A 16053-nucleotide genomic window follows, 5' to 3' on the forward strand; every position below is an offset into this window, starting at 1 on the left:
ACTCTCTTCGTCTCGGGTGCGATTGGTGTTTCCCCCAGGGCACTCCACCCAGTCGGAGGCTGCACCACCCTAACCTCGCACCCCACCCGTCACGCATTCGACAGGCGAACTCGTCCTGGGATCCGGAGGCATAGTCTGGGGTGCATGCGCATCACCAAGTTCGGGCATGCCTGTGTGCGGGTCGAGCACGACGGGCGCACCCTCGTCCTCGATCCCGGGGTGTTCACCGACGCCGCTGCCCTCGACGGCGCCGACGCCGTGCTGATCACCCACGAGCACGCCGACCACGTCCATCCCGACCACCTCCGCGGCAGCGATGCGCCGATCTGGACCATCGCCGCGGTCGAGCGCCGGCTGCGCGAGGAGGCGCCCGAGGTGGCCGAGCGCGTCACGGTGGTGCGCCCGGGCGACCGGCTCGAGGTTTCCGGCGTCTCGGTGGAGGTCGTCGGCGAGAAGCACGCGGTGATCCACCCCGACTACGACCGCTTCGACAACTCCGGCTACCTCCTCGAGGCCGGTGGGCGTGGGCTCTACCACCCCGGTGACGCGCTCACGCCGCCGCCGCGGGCGGTCGACGTGCTCCTCGCACCGGTCAGCGCGCCGTGGCTCAAGCTGTCCGAGGCCGTCGACTTCGTCCGCGAGGTCGCGGCACCGACGTCTCTGGCGATCCACGACCGGGTCTACAGCGACATCGGGCTCGACATGGTGGCCACCCACATGGGCAACCTGCTCCCCGAGGGCCTGGCCTTCGAGCGGCGCGAGCCGGGCCAGGACCTGTAGGAGGTCGCTCGGCTCAGCCGGCCTCGAGCGCGTCGCGCACCGGGACGAACTTCGCCTGCGACTCGGCCAGCTCGGCCTCCGGGTCGGAGCTGGCGACGATGCCGCAGCCGGCGAAGAGGCGTACGCCGCCCTCGGTGACCATGGCCGAGCGCAGCGCGATGCCCCACTCGCCGTCGCCCGAGGCGTCCATCCAGCCGACCGGGCCGGCGTAGCGGTCGCGGGGCATGCCCTCGATCTCGGCGATCAGCCGGGTCGCGGCGGGGGTCGGCGTGCCACCCACGGCGGCCGAGGGGTGCAGCGACTCCGCGAGCTGGAGCGAGGTCGCGACGTCGTGGACGACGCCGTTCACGTCGGTCGCCAGGTGCATCACGTTGGGGAGGTGCAGCACGAACGGCGCCTCGGGGACGTTCATCGACGAGCAGTGGGGCTCGAGCGCGTCGGCGACGGAGCGGACGGCGTACTCGTGCTCCTCGAGGTCCTTCGACGAGCGGGCGAGCGTGGCGGCCAGGGCCAGGTCGCGCTCGTCGTCACCCGTGCGCCGGATGGTGCCGGCCAGCACGCGGGAGGTGACCAGCCCCCGCTCGCGGCGCACCAGCATCTCGGGCGTCGCGCCGAAGATGCCGTCGACGTGGAAGGTCCAGCACATCTCGTACTGCTCGGCGAGGCGGCGCAGCGGCCAGCGGACGTCGAGCGGCTCGTCGGTCGCGGCGTAGAGGTCACGCGCGAGCACGACCTTCTCGAGGTCGCCCGCCGCGATCCGGGAGACCGCGTCGGCGACGACGGACATCCACTCCTCTCCGTTGCGGGCCCCGTCGGAGAAGGTGAGGCCCACGGGCGGCCGCGGTGCCGACGTGGGCGCCAGCGCGGGTGCCTCCACCGAGACGGTGGTGAGCCAGGTCCGGTCGCCGCGGCGGCCGACCACGACCTGGGGGATGACCAGCACGGAGTCGCCGGGCTCATCGGCGAAGGCGAAGGCGCCGAAGCACACCAGCCCGGTGCCGGGCTCGCCGACGCGGTCGTCGACCTCGGCGCGGGCCACGGTCTCCGACCACCACTTCACCGCGTCGCTGAACCGCGCGGGGCCTGCGGTCTCGAGCCGCGCCGCGACGCCCCAGCCGACCAGGCCCTCGCCGCGGCGCAGCCAGCTGACCGGCGCCTGCTCGGGCAGGAGGTCGAGGAGGGGGACGTCCGCCAGGTCGACCGGGACGGTGCGCACGATGAGCGGCGGGGTCGCTCCCTGGGCGGAGGCGGACGCGGGGGTCGTCACGAGGGGGGAGCCTACGCCGGGGATCGCGGCCTCCGTGAACGGAGATCGGCAAACCGCGAACAGGAGCGACGTGCATCACCTACGTTGCGGCGGTACACGACGCACGGAGGAGCCCGCAAGTGCCTGTTCACGAATCGCCGCTCACGCGCTTGGAGCGTCACGCGCGCAGCCGTGCGCTGGAGGTCGCGGTCGCTGAGCAGCGCGGCGGCTCGTGGGCCTCGCTGACCTGGAACGAGCTCTACCGCCGGGTCATCGACGGCGCCGCCGGCATGATCGAGGCCGGGGTCAACCCGGGGCAGGTCGTGGTCATCCGGGTGCCGGCCGGCATCCGCCAGATCGAGCTCGAGCTCGCCACCCGGGTCGCCGGTGCCGTGCCGCTCCTGCTGCCCGAGCACCTGGACCCCCACGAGGTGGGCCGCCTCCTCGACGAGATCGAGGTCCGCCTCGTCATCGTCGACCACGAGAGCCGGCTGGTCCTGCTGCGTCGCGCCGGGCTGATGGACGCCCAGCTCTTCGAGTGCGACGACCGCTCGTGGGAGCGGCTGCGCGGCATGGGGCTCGACCGTCGCAAGCGCCAGCCCGACCTGCTCCGCTGGGTCGACGCAGCGCGCGCCGACGTGCCGTCGAGCGCCGTGCTGGGCCTCCCGCGGGAGAAGAGCCAGGCCTGGCTCTTCCGCCCCGAGTCCTCGGGCACGCTCACCGACCTGGTCGCCGACGACGTCGTGCTCCTCACCGGCGAGGCCACCGACCGGTTCACCACGGTCGTGCGCGACGCCCACCTCACCGCCGGCTGCCTGCTGGTCTGGGTGGAGCACCCCGAGGAGCTCGAGGCCGCGCTGGCGGCGTACTCCCCGACCCACGTGCTCCTCGACCACCTCACGGCGCGGCTCCTCGAGGACCTCATGGTCGCGGGACGGATCGACGGCGAGCCGTGGCACGAGACCCCCCAGGAGGTCCTGGAGGCCACGTCCGCCCGGGTCGCCGAGGCGAGGCTGAGCTCCCGCACGAAGAAGCTCGCGGCCGACGTCTCCGCCCTGGTGCCCTGGTGGGGCGGACGGTTGCGCGTGCTCGTCCTCGACACCCGTGTCAACCGCACCGTCAGCGGCCTGGCCACCACGCTGGGCTTCCGGATCGGACGCATCGCGCACCACCCCGCGGTCAAGCTCGACCTGGCCCGCGAGCACACGGTCGTGGCCGCCCCGGCCGCTCCCGCCCTCGAGGCCCCGGACGCCGCGCTGCCGCGTCGCGGCGGTCGCACCGGCCTCGACTCGGCCTTCACCCTGTCCGGGTCGTAGGCGCCGCGGTCAGGAGCGGTAGACGATCACCTTGTCTCCGAGCCTGACCTGGTCGAAGAGCCACTCCACGGCGACCCGGTCGCGCACGTTGACGCAGCCGTGCGAGGCCCCGGCGTAGCCGTTGGCGGCGAAGTCGGGGGAGTAGTGCACCGCCTGCCCGCCGGAGAAGAACATCGCGAACGGCATCGAGGTGCCGTAGAGGCTCGAGACGTGGTCGCGCGACTTCCTGAAGACCGCGAAGGCGCCCTCGCGGGTCGGCAGCTCGTCGGACCCGAAGCGGACCTCGACGGTCCTGAGGACCACCCCGTCCACCACCCAGCGCAACGAGCGGGACGTCTTGTCGACGCACATCGCGCGCCCGGTCGCGCAGCGCGGGTCGAGGGCCGGGCCGGTCGGCACGACGTTGAACAGCTCGGCCTTCGTCGGCTGCCGCGTCATCCCCGTGAGCCGCGAGAGCGTACGACGGTCGACCTGGCCGGTCACCGGGATCCTGCGCTTGGCCTGGAAGCCCTTCACGGCCTTCACCGTCGATGCGCCGTAGCGACCGGTCACCCGGCCGTCGTACCAGCGGACCTGCTTGAGGCGGGCCTGCACCTGCCGCACCCACATGCCCGCGTCGCCGCGCTGGAGCAGCGCCGGACCGGGCGTGTAGACGTTGTGCAGCGCCTCGGACGTGGGCTCGGTCGTGCGGGCGACGATCTTCTCCCACGTGCGCCGGTCGACGACGCCGTCGGCGCGCCACCCGCGGCGGCGCTGGAAGGTCGCCACGCCGGAGCGGGTCTCGGCGTCGAAGCGGCTGGTGACGACCTCGGAGTGGAGGTCGAGCTGGTGCAGCCGGCTCTGCAGCTGGCGGACCCGCCAGCCGGTGTCGCCGAGCCGCATCGGCGCGAAGGCGACCCGGGAGGCCGCCTGGGCCGACGGTCCCGAGGCCGCGCCGGCGGGACCGGTGAGGCCGGTGACGCCGGTCAGGGCGCACAGGAGTGCGAGGACGAGCGTGAGCGTGCGGTGGCGTGACATGTGGATCCTCCCCCGGGGACTGCCATCTGCTGGTGATCATAGGGACGCACGGGGACACCCCTGGGTTGCGCGACCCGTGCAGTGGACGCCTACGCTCGCCGCGTGGCCCGCGCTGACCTGGACAAGCAACCGACCGACGTACGTCGCATGTTCGACACCGTGGCCAAGCGCTACGACCTGACCAACGACCTGATGACGGCTGGCATCCAGCGCAGCTGGCGCCGGTCGATGGTCGCCGCGGTCGACCCGCAGCGCGGCGACCTCGTGCTCGACCTCGCGGCCGGCACCGGCTGCTCGAGCGAGCCGTTCCTCACCCACGGCGCCACGGCGGTGCCGTGCGACTTCTCCGTCGGGATGCTCCGGCAGGGCAAGAAGGACCGTCCCTCGCTGCCCTTCGTGGCCGGCGACGGCACGCGGCTGCCGTTCCTCGACGACACCTTTGACGCGGTGACGATCTCCTACGGCCTGCGCAACTTCGTCGACCCGGTCGCGGGGCTGAAGGAGATGCTGCGCGTGACGCGTCCCGGTGGGCGCCTGGTGGTGTGCGAGTTCAGCCGCCCCACCAACGCCGCGTTCCGCACCGTCTACCTCGACGGCTTCATGCGGACCCTGCCGAGGATCGCCTCGGTCACCGCCAGCGCCAGCGACGCCTACGTCTACCTCGCCGAGTCGATCCGCGCCTGGCCGGACCAGCAGGGTCTCGCTTCGATGATCGCGGAGGCCGGCTGGCAGCGCCCCGAGTGGCGCAACCTCACCGGCGGCATCGTCGCGCTGCACCGCGCGACCGCCTGAGCGCGTCCCTCGTCGCGGACGCTGCGGCACCGCGCGGCGACGAATTAGCGCACGCCCCCATGGCTTAAATGCGCAGGTCAGGGCCGCAAACGACGGTCCGCACCCCGAGGTGACGCATCGCGCACGGGAGTCCTAGACTGTGGCCCGCGCCACTCGTGAAGACATTCACAAAGTCACATGTCTCCACCCGACTCGGGCGCAGGTCCACCGGAAGGGAAGCGATGGAGCTCTACACGCCGATCCTCGCGCTGGCACTGATCGCGACCGGTTTCGCGGTCTTCTCCGTGATCATGAGTGCCTTCATCGGCCCGAAGCGCTACAACCGGGCGAAGCTCGACTCCTACGAGTGCGGCATCGAGCCGACGCCGCAGCCGGTCGGCGGCGGGCGGTTCCCGGTGAAGTACTTCATCACCGCGATGCTCTTCATCGTCTTCGACATCGAGATCATCTTCCTCTACCCGTGGGCCGTCCACTTCGACGCGATGCGCCTGTTCGGCCTCGTCGAGATGGTCCTCTTCATCGCAACTGTGTTCGTGGCCTACGCCTACGTCTGGCGCCGCGGCGGACTGGACTGGGACTGAGGCCCGTGATGCACGCACATTGCCCGCGTTGTCGTCGGTCGACGACCGCTCCGCTGCGCTCCGCTGAAGGTCGCCTTCCCTCCTCCGCCTTGGCACTGCATGCACCTCACGACCCTCAGAAGGAGATCTGACATGGGACTCGAGGAGAAGCTGCCTTCGGGCGTCCTGCTCACCACGGTCGAGGGTGTCGCCGGCTACATGCGCAAGGCGTCGTTCTGGCCCGCGACCTTCGGGCTGGCCTGCTGCGCCATCGAGATGATGACCACCGGCGGTCCCAAGTACGACCTCGGCCGGTTCGGCATGGAGGTCTTCCGGGCCAGCCCGCGCCAGGCCGACCTGATGATCGTGGCCGGCCGCGTGAGCCAGAAGATGGCCCCGGTCCTGCGCCAGATCTACGACCAGATGCCGGAGCCCAAGTGGGTGCTGGCGATGGGCGTGTGCGCCTCGTCGGGCGGCATGTTCAACAACTACGCCATCGTCCAGGGCGTCGACCACGTCGTCCCCGTCGACATGTACCTCCCCGGCTGCCCGCCGCGCCCGGAGATGCTCATCGACGCGATCCTCAAGCTCCACGACCAGGTCCAGCACACCAAGCTCGGCGCCAACCGCCGCAACGAGATCGCCGAGCTCGAGACCTCCGCGCTGCGTGCCCTGCCGACCTCGGAGATGAAGGGCCTGCTGCGGTGAGCGACGACAAGAGCGACAAGAACGAGTCGGCCCGTCCTGCCGAGGAGCGCAACCTCGAGACCGCGAAGGACGAGACCGGCACGGGCACCGGCGTCGAGCAGCCCGCGCCCGAGCAGTCGCCGGTCAACGTGCCCGCGCCCACCGGCGAGGTGCGCGCCGTCGGCGAGCGACGCGGCATGTTCGGCGTCACGGGCACCGGTGACACCTCCGGCTACGGCGGCCTCGTCAGCGCCACGATGTTCCCCACCCCGTCGGCCCGCCCCTACGGCGGCTGGTTCGACGAGGTCTCCGACGCCCTGGAGGCGCGCCTCGAGGCGACCGAGCTGACCTCGGCCATCGAGAGCGTCGTGGTCCACCGCGGCGAGATCACCTTCCACGTGCGCCGCGAGGACCTGCCGTTCGTCGCGCAGATGCTGCGCGACGACGAGGCGCTGCGCTTCGAGTTCTGCGCGGGCGTCAGCGGGGTGCACTACCCCGAGGACACCGGCCGCGAGCTCCACGCCGTCTACCACCTGACGTCGATGACCCACAACCGGCGGATCCGCGTCGAGGTGTCCGTGCCGGACAGCGACCCGCACGTCCCCAGCCTGGTGAGCATCTACCCGACGCTCGACTGGCACGAGCGGGAGACCTACGACATGTTCGGGCTGATCTTCGACGGTCACCCCGCTCTGACCCGGGTCCTGATGCCGGACGACTGGCCGGGCCACCCGCAGCGCAAGGACTACCCCCTCGGGGGCATCCCCGTGGAGTACAAGGGCGGGAGCATCCCGCCGCCCGATCAGCGAAGGTCGTACAACTGATGACCACTGAACAGGACTTCTACGCCGCTCCCGGCGACACGAGCCAGGGCCGCGTCTTCACCGTCACCGGCCAGGACTGGGACTCGGTCACCCAGAGCATCGGCGAGTCCGCCGAGGAACGTGTCGTGGTCAACATGGGGCCGCAGCACCCCTCGACCCACGGTGTGCTGCGCCTGATCCTCGAGCTGGAGGGTGAGACGGTCACCGAGGCCCGCTGCGGCATCGGCTACCTCCACACCGGCATCGAGAAGAACATGGAGTACCGCTCCTGGGTGCAGGGCGTCACGTTCTGCACGCGGATGGACTACCTCTCGCCGTTCTACAACGAGGCGACCTACGTCCTCGGCGTCGAGCGCCTCCTCGACATCGAGGACGACATCCCGGAGAAGGCGCAGGTCATGCGCGTGCTCCTGATGGAGCTCAACCGGATGTCCTCGCACCTCGTGGCGATCGCCACGGGCGGCATGGAGATCGGCGCCCTGACCGTGATGACCATCGGCTTCCGCGAGCGCGAGCTGGTCCTCGACCTGTTCGAGCTGATCACCGGCCTGCGCATGAACCACGCGTTCATCCGCCCCGGTGGTGTCGCACAGGACCTGCCGCCCGGCGCCCTCGACGAGATCCGCGACTTCATCGCCCTGATGAAGAAGCGACTGCCCGAGTACGCCGCGCTCTGCAACGCCAACCCGATCTTCAAGGGTCGTCTCGAGGGCGTCGGCCACCTCGACCTCGCCGGCTGCATGGCCCTCGGCCTCACCGGCCCGGTGCTCCGCTCCACCGGCTACGCCTGGGACCTGCGCAAGACCCAGCCCTACTGCGGCTACGAGGACTACGACTTCGAGGTCCAGACCTGGGACACCGCGGACTCCTACGGCCGCTTCCGCATCCGCCTCAACGAGATGTGGGAGTCGCTGAAGATCGTCGAGCAGTGCGCCGACCGCCTGGCCGGCCTCGAGGGTGCCCCGGTCATGGTGGGCGACAAGAAGATCGCCTGGCCCAGCCAGCTCGCCATCGGCAGCGACGGCATGGGCAACAGCCTCGACCACATCCGCCACATCATGGGGGAGTCGATGGAGGCGCTGATCCACCACTTCAAGCTGGTCACCGAGGGCTTCCGGGTCCCGGCCGGACAGGCCTACGTCCCCATCGAGTCGCCCCGCGGCGAGCTGGGCGCCCACGTCGTCTCCGACGGTGGCACGCGTCCGTTCCGTGCGCACTTCCGCGACCCGTCGTTCACCAACCTGCAGGCGACGAGCGTGATGAGCGAGGGCGGCATGGTCGCCGACGTCATCGTCGCCATCGCCTCCATCGACCCCGTGATGGGAGGAGTCGACCGATGAGTCTCGACGAGAAGACCTGGGGCGAGCTGCGCGAGATCGCGGCCCGCTACCCCGAGGCGCGCTCCGGCCTGCTCCCGATGCTGCACCTCGTGCAGTCGGTGGAGGGCCGGATCACCCCCGAGGGCATCGAGGCGTGCGCGGAGATCCTCGGGATCAGCGCCGCCGACGTCAACGGCGTGGCGACGTTCTACACGATGTACAAGCGCAGGCCGGTCGGCGACTACCACGTCGGCGTCTGCACCAACACGCTCTGCGCGGTGATGGGCGGCGACCTGATCTTCGAGCGGCTCAAGGAGCACCTCGACGTCGGCAACGACGAGACGACCGAGGACGGCACGATCACCCTCGAGCACGTCGAGTGCAACGCGGCCTGCGACTACGCCCCGGTGATGATGGTCAACTGGGAGTTCATGGACAACCAGACCCCCGAGTCCGCCGTCCAGGTCGTCGACGACCTGCGCGCGGGCAAGGAGGTCCACTCCACCCGCGGCCCGCGGCTGTGCACCTGGCGCGAGGCCGAGCGCGTGCTCGCCGGCTTCCCCGACGACCGCGCCGACGAGGGACCGGCGGCCGGACCGGCCTCGCTGGTCGGGCTGAAGATCGCGCGTGAGAAGGGCTGGACGGCTCCGGAGGGAGAGAAGTGACAGACACACTGACCCCGGTCCTCACGGACAACTGGGACGCCGAGCGCGCCTGGACCCTGGCGTCGTACGAGGAGCGCGGTGGCTACTCCGCCCTCGACAAGGCCTTCGCGATGGCACCCGACGACGTGATCAACGCCGTCAAGGAGTCCGGCCTGCGCGGCCGCGGCGGCGCCGGCTTCCCGACGGGCATGAAGTGGGGCTTCATCCCCCAGGACAACCCCCGGCCCAAGTACCTCGTCGTCAACGCGGACGAGTCCGAGCCGGGCACCTGCAAGGACATCCCGCTGATGATGGCCAGCCCGCACACGCTGGTCGAGGGCGTCATCGTGTCGTCCTACGCCATCCGCGCCAACACCGCGTTCATCTACGTCCGCGGTGAGGTCCTCCACGTGATCCGCCGCCTGCAGCGCGCGGTGCAGGAGGCCTACCTCGCCGGCCACCTCGGCAAGAACATCCACGGCTCGGGCTACGACCTGGACCTGGTCGTGCACGCCGGTGCCGGCGCCTACATCTGCGGCGAGGAGACCGCCCTCCTCGAGGGCCTCGAGGGTCGCCGCGGCCAGCCGCGCCTGCGCCCGCCGTTCCCCGCGGTCGCCGGCCTCTACGCCAGCCCGACCGTGATCAACAACGTCGAGTCGATCGCCTCGGTCCCGAGCATCATCAACCACGGCGCGACCTGGTTCGCCTCGATGGGCACCGAGAAGTCGAAGGGCTACGGCATCTTCAGCCTCTCCGGGCACGTGCAGAACCCCGGCCAGTACGAAGCCCCGCTGGGCATCACGCTGCGCCAGCTGCTCGACCTCGCGGGCGGCATCCGCGAGGGCCACGAGCTGAAGTTCTGGACCCCTGGTGGCTCGAGCACGCCGCTGCTGACCCCCGAGCACCTCGACGTCCCGCTCGACTTCGAGTCCGTCGGAGCGGCCGGCTCGATGCTCGGCACCCGCGCGCTGCAGATCTTCGACGAGACCACCTGCGTCGTGCGCGCGGTGCTGCGCTGGACGGAGTTCTACAAGCACGAGTCGTGTGGCAAGTGCACCCCGTGCCGTGAGGGCACGTGGTGGCTCACCCAGACCATGGCGCGGCTGGAGAAGGGGCAGGGGAGCGAGGACGACCTCGAGCTGCTGCTCGACCAGTGCGACAACATCCTGGGCCGGGCGTTCTGTGCGCTGGGAGACGGCGCCACCAGCCCGATCTCGAGCTCGATCCAGCACTTCCGTGACGAGTACCTCGCCCACCTGACGCACGGCGGCTGCCCGTTCGACCCCGCCGCCTCGACCGCCTTCGCACCCGTGGGAGCTGAAGCATGACGGCCACCGACAAGGCGCCGGAGAAGCGCGACACCGACCTGGTCACCCTGACCATCGACGGCGTCCAGGTCAGTGTCCCGAAGGACACCCTGGTGATCCGCGCCGCCGAGCAGGTCGGCGTACAGATCCCGCGCTTCTGCGACCACCCGCTGCTCGACCCGGTCGGCGCGTGCCGCCAGTGCCTGGTCGACATCCCCGACGCCGGCAACGGCCGCGGCTTCCCCAAGCCGCAGGCCTCCTGCACGCTGCCGGTCGCCGAGGGCATGGTCGTCAACACCCAGGCGACCAGCGAGGTGGCCGACAAGGCCCAGCAGGGCATCATGGAGTTCCTGCTGATCAACCACCCGCTCGACTGCCCGGTCTGCGACAAGGGTGGCGAGTGCCCGCTGCAGAACCAGGCGATGAGCAACGGTCGCGGCGAGAGCCGCTTCTCCAGCAACGGTGGCATCAAGCGCACCTTCCCCAAGCCGATCAACATCTCGGCGCAGGTGCTGCTCGACCGCGAGCGCTGCGTGCTGTGCGCGCGCTGCACCCGCTTCTCCGAGCAGGTCGCCGGTGACCCGTTCATCGCCCTCGCCGAGCGCGGCGCGCTCCAGCAGGTCGCCATCTACGAGCGTGAGCCCTTCGAGAGCTACTTCTCCGGCAACACCATCCAGATCTGCCCGGTCGGCGCGCTGACCTCGGCCGACTACCGCTTCCGCTCGCGTCCCTTCGACCTGGTCTCCACGCCCGGCGTGGCCGAGCACGACGCCTGCGGCGCCGCGATCCGCATCGACCACCGTCGCGGCAAGGTGATGCGTCGCCTCGCCGGCAACGACCCCGAGGTCAACGAGGAGTGGATCAGCGACAAGGACCGCTTCGCGTTCCGCTACGCGCAGGTCGACGACCGCATCACCTACCCCCAGGTCCGCGAGGCTCTGCCCAACGGCGAACGGGGCGAGCTCCGCCCGGCCTCGTGGCCCGAGGCGTTCGCCGTCGCGGCCCGCGGGCTCCGCGCGGCCGGGGCCGCCGCGGTGCTCACCGGTGGCCGACTGACCGCCGAGGACGCCTACGCCTACGCCAAGTTCGCCCGGGTCGCCCTCGGCACCAACGACGTCGACTTCCGGGCCCGGCCGCACACCGCCGAGGAGGCCAGCTTCCTGGCCTCGCACGTCGCGCTGTCCGGTGACGTGACCTATGCCGACCTCGAGGCCGCCCCGGTGGTGGTCCTCCTCGGGCTCGAGCCCGAGGACGAGGCGGCCACGATCTTCCTGCGCCTGCGCAAGGCGGCCCGCCGTGGCCGTACGCAGGTCGTGTCCGTGGCGCCCTACACCTCGCGCGGCCTGCGCAAGATGAACGGACGCCTCATCCCCGCCGCTCCCGGCGACGAGGTCGAGGTCATCGGGTCCCTCAAGGACGCCGAGCACGGCGTGACCAAGGACGCCGTCATCCTCGTGGGTGAGCGGCTCGCCGGCACGCACGGTGCCCTCGCGGCCGCTGCCGACCTGGCGGCGACCACCGGTGCCCGGCTGGCCTGGGTGCCGCGCCGGGCCGGCGACCGAGGTGCCGTCGAGGCCGGCGCGCTGCCCAACCTGCTGCCCGGTGGGCGTCCGGTGGCCGACACCACCGCGCGCGTCGACGTGGGCGTCGCCTGGGGTGTTGACTCCCTGCCTGCGAAGGCCGGCCGTGACGGCGACGCAGTGGTCGCCGCGCTCGCCAAGGGGGACCTGGGCGGACTCGTCGTCGGTGGCGTCGACCCCGACGACACCAGCGATCCAGCAGCGTTCCGCGCCGCGCTCGCCGCCGCCGGCTTCGTGGTCAGCCTCGAGCTGCGCGAGACGGACGTGACCCGCGTGGCCGATGTCGTGCTGCCGGTCGCCCCGGTCGCCGACAAGGCCGGCACGTTCGTGACCTGGGACGGTCGGGCGCGCTCCTTCGAGGCGGTCTTCACCAACCCCTCGTCGCTGCCCGACCTGCGCGTCCTGGCCGGCATCGCCGAGGAGCTGGGCCGCCCGCTCGGCTTCCGCACGGTCGCCGAGGTGCGCGCCGAGATGGAGGCGCTGGGCCCGTGGGACGGCGCCCGTCCCTCGCTCGACGCCGGCAAGGCGCCGCGTGCGCCGAAGGCCCGGTCCGGCGCCAAGGGCACGAGCATGGCGCTCGCGACCTGGAAGCAGCTGATCGACCTCGGCGCGATGCAGGACGGCGAGGAGCACCTGCGTGCCACCGCCCGCCGTCCGGTCGCCCGCATGAGCCAGGCGTCCTACGACGCGCTGTTCGGCATGATCGACGGGGGCGCCGACGGGCTCGTCACCGCGACCCTCACCGGCGACCGGGGCAGCGTGACGCTGCCCGTCGAGGTCGCCGACCTGCCCGACGACGTGGTCTGGGTCCCGGCCCGGTCCTTCGGTCGGGGCGTCCTGGCCGAGCTCGCCTCACCCGGCAGCCCGGTGTCCGTGAAGGGAGCCAACTGATGCGCATCCTCGCCGCCGACCTGCCCGACGCGAGCCTGACCCAGTTCGGTCAGGACCCGTGGTGGGTCATCGCGCTCAAGGCGCTGTTCATCTTCGTCGTCCTCGTGCTGCTCACGCTCTTCAACATCTGGTTCGAGCGTCGCGTCGTGGCCCGCATGCAGCACCGCGTCGGCCCCAACGTCCACGGACCGTTCGGCCTGCTGCAGTCGCTGGCCGACGGTGTGAAGCTGGCGCTGAAGGAGGACATCGTCCCGAAGGCCGCCGACAAGGTCGTCTTCCTGATCGCGCCGGTCATCGCGACCGTGCCCGCGTTCATCACCTGGGCGGTGATCCCGTTCGGTCCCGAGGTCAACTTCTTCGGCCACCGCACCCCGCTGCAGCTCACCGACATGCCGGTCGCCGTGCTCTTCGTGATGGCGATCGCCTCGATCGGCATCTACGGCATCGTGCTCGGCGGCTGGTCCTCGGGGTCGACGTACTCCCTGCTCGGCGGCCTGCGCTCGAGCGCCCAGATGATCTCCTACGAGGTCGCGATGGGTCTCGCGCTGGTGGCGGTCTTCCTCTACGCCGGCTCGATGTCGACGTCGGAGATCGTCGCGGCCCAGGACAAGCTGTGGTTCGGCCTGATCCTGATGCCGTCCTTCGTGATCTACGTGATCTCGATGGTCGGCGAGACCAACCGCGCCCCGTTCGACCTCCCGGAGGCCGAGGGTGAGCTGGTCGGCGGCTTCCACACCGAGTACTCCAGCCTGAAGTTCGCCCTGTTCTTCCTCGCCGAGTACATCAACCTGGCCACCGTGTCCGCGATCGCGACCACGCTCTTCCTCGGCGGCTGGGCCGCCCCGTGGGGCATCGAGAACGTCTGGGACGGCGCCAACAGCGGCTACTGGCCGCTCCTGTGGTTCTTCGGCAAGGTCTTCATCTTCGTCTTCCTGTTCGTCTGGCTGCGAGGCTCGCTTCCGCGCATGCGCTACGACCAGTTCATGGCGCTCGGCTGGAAGGTCCTGATCCCGGTCTCGCTGGCCTGGATCGTGGCCGTCGCCACCATCCGGGTGATCTCGCTCGAGGGCGACATCAACCGCACCTACCTCGTCGCTGCCATCGCGGTCCTGCTGGTGCTCACCGTCGCGCTCATGTTCGTCGGCGACACCAAGGGCAAGGGCGACGACACCGGGGCCGGGGCGACCGACGAGCCGCACGACGCGTTCGCGGGCGGCTTCCCCGTCCCGCCGATGCCTGCCGGCGGCGCCGTACGCGGTGGCGCAGCGCCACTGTCGTTCGCCCACTCGCCGGGGGGCCGCACCACCGTCACCGCTGCAGCGGAGGAGAACCAGCACCATGAGTGAGTCCCAGAAGGATTCCGCCAAGGACTCGAGGGGCATCAAGGAGAGCCTCTGGGACCCCATCGCCGGGTTCGGGGTCACCTTCCGGACGATGTTCAAGAAGGTCGTCACCGAGCAGTACCCCTTCGAGAAGCTCCCGACGGCGCCCCGCTTCCACGGCCGGCACCAGCTCAACCGCTGGCCCGACGGTCTGGAGAAGTGCATCGGCTGCGAGCTGTGCGCATGGGCCTGCCCGGCCGACGCGATCTACGTCGAGGGTGCGTCGAACAGTGACGCCCCGGACGCCGAGGGCAACAGCCAGCGCTTCAGCCCCGGCGAGCGCTACGGCCGCGTCTACCAGATCAACTACCTGCGCTGCATCCTGTGCGGGCTCTGCATCGAGGCCTGCCCGACGCGCGCGCTGACGATGACCAACGAGTACGAGCTGGCCGACAACAACCGTGCCGACCTGATCTACGAGAAGTCCGACCTCCTCGCGCCGCTGCTGCCCGGCATGGAGCAGCCGCCGCACCCGATGCGGCTCGGCGACGACGAGGGCGACTACTACAGGGGGACGACTCGATGACGTTCTGGCTCCTCGCCCCGATCATGGTGGCCGCCGCGCTCGGCATCCTGTTCGTGCGCAAGGCAGTGCACGCCGCCCTGCTGCTCGCGGTGGTGATGATCAGCCTGGCGTTCCTCTACGCCGTGCTGGACGCGCCGTTCCTCTTCGCCGTGCAGATCATCGTCTACACCGGCGCCATCTTGATGCTGTTCCTCTTCGTGATGATGTTGATCGGAGTCGATGCCTCCGACTCGGTCGTGGAGACGATCCGCGGCCAGCGGGCCATGGCGGTCGTGCTCGGCCTGGTGTTCGGCGCGGTCCTGGTGGTCGGCCTCGGTCAGGTCACCCTCGGCACCGTCGTCGGTCTCGACGCGGCCAACGAGGGCGGCAACGTCCCGGCCATCGCCAACATCCTGTTCAGCAAGTACGTCTTCGCCTTCGAGGCCACCAGCGCGCTGCTGATCACCGCGGCGCTCGGCGCGATGGTGCTCGCCCACCGCGAGCGGCTCACGCCGAAGGCGACCCAGGCCGACCTCGCCGCCCAGCGCCTGCGCGACTACGCCGACCACGGCAAGCACCTCGGCCCGCTGCCGTCGCCGGGCGTCTACGCCCGCCACAACGCGGTCGACACCCCGGCACTGCTGCCCGACGGCACCGCCGCCGAGTCGTCGGTCTCGCGGGTGCTCGCCGCCCGTGGCACCGTGCGCTCCGCCCCTGCGATGGCCGACGACATCGACGACGTACGTCGTCAGCTCGGCGGCCTCGACGGGCACAGCGACCCCGCCACCATGCCCGAGACGTCCGGCAAGGCCGGCACGCCTGCGTCCACCGAGGAGGACGAGAAGTGACCCAGTACGTCGTCCTCTCGGCGATCCTGTTCACGATCGGCTGCGTGGGTGTGCTCACCCGCCGCAACGCCATCGTGGTGTTCATGTGCGTCGAGCTGATGCTCAACGCCTGCAACCTCGCGTTCGTCGCGTTCGCGCGCCAGCACGGCAACCTCGACGGCCAGATCACCGCCTTCTTCGTGATGGTGGTGGCTGCGGCCGAGGTCGTCATCGGACTCGCGATCATCATGACCATCTTCCGCACCCGACGCTCGGCCTCGGTCGACGACGCCAGCCTGCTGAAGTACTGAGGGAGAGCTCGTGAACCTGTTGTCCCACTCAGTCCTCCTCGCGGGACTCCCCACGGCGGAGGGCG

Annotated in this window: 16 protein-coding genes; 14 read left to right on the forward strand and 2 right to left on the reverse strand. The window is 70.8% G+C overall.

Going from position 1 to position 16053, the window contains the following annotated elements:
* The first annotated feature begins 144 nt into the window (after positions 1 to 144).
* Positions 145 to 780 (forward strand): MBL fold metallo-hydrolase, encoded by a 636-nt coding sequence (locus tag ASC64_RS08430; protein ID WP_056907082.1) that lies wholly within the window; start codon positions 145 to 147, stop codon positions 778 to 780.
* A 13-nt stretch (positions 781 to 793) separates the two neighbouring features.
* Here ASC64_RS08430 and ASC64_RS08435 read toward each other — a convergent pair whose 3' ends face one another.
* Positions 794 to 2047: an isochorismate synthase gene (locus tag ASC64_RS08435; protein WP_056907083.1), complete on the reverse strand. Its 1254-nt coding sequence runs from the start codon at positions 2045 to 2047 to the stop codon at positions 794 to 796.
* A gap of 119 nt (positions 2048 to 2166) precedes the next feature.
* On the opposite strand from ASC64_RS08435, the gene ASC64_RS08440 reads away from it, so the two are divergent.
* A complete protein-coding gene (locus ASC64_RS08440) occupies positions 2167 to 3342 on the forward strand; it encodes an AMP-binding protein (protein WP_162245780.1) in 1176 nt (391 codons plus the stop codon).
* Positions 3343 to 3351: 9 nt separating this feature from the next.
* On the opposite strand, the gene ASC64_RS08445 is transcribed toward ASC64_RS08440, so the two are convergent.
* Positions 3352 to 4359: a L,D-transpeptidase family protein gene (locus tag ASC64_RS08445; protein WP_156385095.1), complete on the reverse strand. Its 1008-nt coding sequence runs from the start codon at positions 4357 to 4359 to the stop codon at positions 3352 to 3354.
* Between the two features lie 102 nt (positions 4360 to 4461).
* Here ASC64_RS08445 and ASC64_RS08455 point away from each other — a divergent pair, with 102 nt between their 5' ends.
* The 12 genes from ASC64_RS08455 to nuoK all read left to right on the forward strand — a co-directional run bounded on the left by ASC64_RS08455 (position 4462) and on the right by nuoK (position 15988).
* Complete coding sequence (locus ASC64_RS08455; protein ID WP_056907240.1) at positions 4462 to 5151, forward strand: demethylmenaquinone methyltransferase; 690 nt, start codon at positions 4462 to 4464, stop codon at positions 5149 to 5151.
* Between the two features lie 221 nt (positions 5152 to 5372).
* Positions 5373 to 5732 carry an NADH-quinone oxidoreductase subunit A gene (locus ASC64_RS08460; RefSeq protein WP_056907086.1) on the forward strand — a complete coding sequence of 120 codons (360 nt, stop codon included), beginning with the start codon at positions 5373 to 5375 and terminating at the stop codon, positions 5730 to 5732.
* A gap of 132 nt (positions 5733 to 5864) precedes the next feature.
* Positions 5865 to 6419 (forward strand): NuoB/complex I 20 kDa subunit family protein, encoded by a 555-nt coding sequence (locus tag ASC64_RS08465; RefSeq protein WP_056907087.1) that lies wholly within the window; start codon positions 5865 to 5867, stop codon positions 6417 to 6419.
* 128 nt (positions 6420 to 6547) lie between these two features.
* Positions 6548 to 7222, forward strand: a complete 675-nt coding sequence (locus ASC64_RS08470; RefSeq protein WP_056907241.1) for an NADH-quinone oxidoreductase subunit C — start codon at positions 6548 to 6550, stop codon at positions 7220 to 7222.
* Positions 7222 to 8562, forward strand: a complete 1341-nt coding sequence (locus ASC64_RS08475; RefSeq protein WP_056907088.1) for an NADH-quinone oxidoreductase subunit D — start codon at positions 7222 to 7224, stop codon at positions 8560 to 8562. The genes ASC64_RS08470 and ASC64_RS08475 overlap by 1 nt, the downstream gene beginning before the upstream one ends.
* Positions 8559 to 9206, forward strand: coding sequence for an NADH-quinone oxidoreductase subunit NuoE (gene nuoE / locus ASC64_RS08480; protein WP_056907089.1), 648 nt, complete (start codon positions 8559 to 8561; stop codon positions 9204 to 9206). Before ASC64_RS08475 ends, nuoE begins: the two co-directional genes overlap by 4 nt.
* Complete coding sequence (gene nuoF / locus ASC64_RS08485) at positions 9203 to 10513, forward strand: NADH-quinone oxidoreductase subunit NuoF (RefSeq protein ID WP_056907090.1); 1311 nt, start codon at positions 9203 to 9205, stop codon at positions 10511 to 10513. The genes nuoE and nuoF overlap by 4 nt, the downstream gene beginning before the upstream one ends.
* A complete protein-coding gene (locus ASC64_RS08490; protein ID WP_056907091.1) occupies positions 10510 to 12963 on the forward strand; it encodes an NADH-quinone oxidoreductase subunit G in 2454 nt (817 codons plus the stop codon). The genes nuoF and ASC64_RS08490 overlap by 4 nt, the downstream gene beginning before the upstream one ends.
* On the forward strand, positions 12963 to 14309 hold the full coding sequence (nuoH, locus tag ASC64_RS08495) for an NADH-quinone oxidoreductase subunit NuoH (protein ID WP_056907092.1): 1347 nt from the start codon (positions 12963 to 12965) through the stop codon (positions 14307 to 14309). The genes ASC64_RS08490 and nuoH overlap by 1 nt, the downstream gene beginning before the upstream one ends.
* Entirely contained in the window at positions 14302 to 14871 is a 570-nt protein-coding gene (nuoI, locus tag ASC64_RS08500) for an NADH-quinone oxidoreductase subunit NuoI (protein WP_056907093.1), read from the forward strand. The genes nuoH and nuoI overlap by 8 nt, the downstream gene beginning before the upstream one ends.
* Complete coding sequence (locus ASC64_RS08505; protein ID WP_056907094.1) at positions 14868 to 15698, forward strand: NADH-quinone oxidoreductase subunit J; 831 nt, start codon at positions 14868 to 14870, stop codon at positions 15696 to 15698. Before nuoI ends, ASC64_RS08505 begins: the two co-directional genes overlap by 4 nt.
* Positions 15695 to 15988 carry an NADH-quinone oxidoreductase subunit NuoK gene (gene nuoK / locus ASC64_RS08510; protein ID WP_056907095.1) on the forward strand — a complete coding sequence of 98 codons (294 nt, stop codon included), beginning with the start codon at positions 15695 to 15697 and terminating at the stop codon, positions 15986 to 15988. The genes ASC64_RS08505 and nuoK overlap by 4 nt, the downstream gene beginning before the upstream one ends.
* The last annotated feature ends 65 nt before the right edge of the window (positions 15989 to 16053 follow it).

Origin of the sequence: Nocardioides sp. Root122 (assembly GCF_001425025.1) — a bacterium.
In the GTDB taxonomy this organism is placed as follows: Bacteria; Actinomycetota; Actinomycetes; order Propionibacteriales; family Nocardioidaceae; genus Nocardioides.

Bases quoted from the DNA above. Each gene is read 5' to 3' on its own strand.
- ASC64_RS08430 (WP_056907082.1), top strand. From the start codon at position 145: ATGCGCATCACCAAGTTCGGGCATGCCTGTGTGCGGGTCGAGCACGAC.
- ASC64_RS08505 (WP_056907094.1), top strand. From the start codon at position 14,868: ATGACGTTCTGGCTCCTCGCCCCGATCATGGTGGCCGCCGCGCTCGGC.
- nuoE (WP_056907089.1), top strand. From the start codon at position 8,559: ATGAGTCTCGACGAGAAGACCTGGGGCGAGCTGCGCGAGATCGCGGCC.
- nuoI (WP_056907093.1), top strand. From the start codon at position 14,302: ATGAGTGAGTCCCAGAAGGATTCCGCCAAGGACTCGAGGGGCATCAAG.
- ASC64_RS08445 (WP_156385095.1), bottom strand. From the start codon at position 4,359: ATGTCACGCCACCGCACGCTCACGCTCGTCCTCGCACTCCTGTGCGCC.
- nuoH (WP_056907092.1), top strand. From the start codon at position 12,963: ATGCGCATCCTCGCCGCCGACCTGCCCGACGCGAGCCTGACCCAGTTC.
- ASC64_RS08460 (WP_056907086.1), top strand. From the start codon at position 5,373: ATGGAGCTCTACACGCCGATCCTCGCGCTGGCACTGATCGCGACCGGT.
- ASC64_RS08490 (WP_056907091.1), top strand. From the start codon at position 10,510: ATGACGGCCACCGACAAGGCGCCGGAGAAGCGCGACACCGACCTGGTC.
- ASC64_RS08465 (WP_056907087.1), top strand. From the start codon at position 5,865: ATGGGACTCGAGGAGAAGCTGCCTTCGGGCGTCCTGCTCACCACGGTC.
- ASC64_RS08475 (WP_056907088.1), top strand. From the start codon at position 7,222: ATGACCACTGAACAGGACTTCTACGCCGCTCCCGGCGACACGAGCCAG.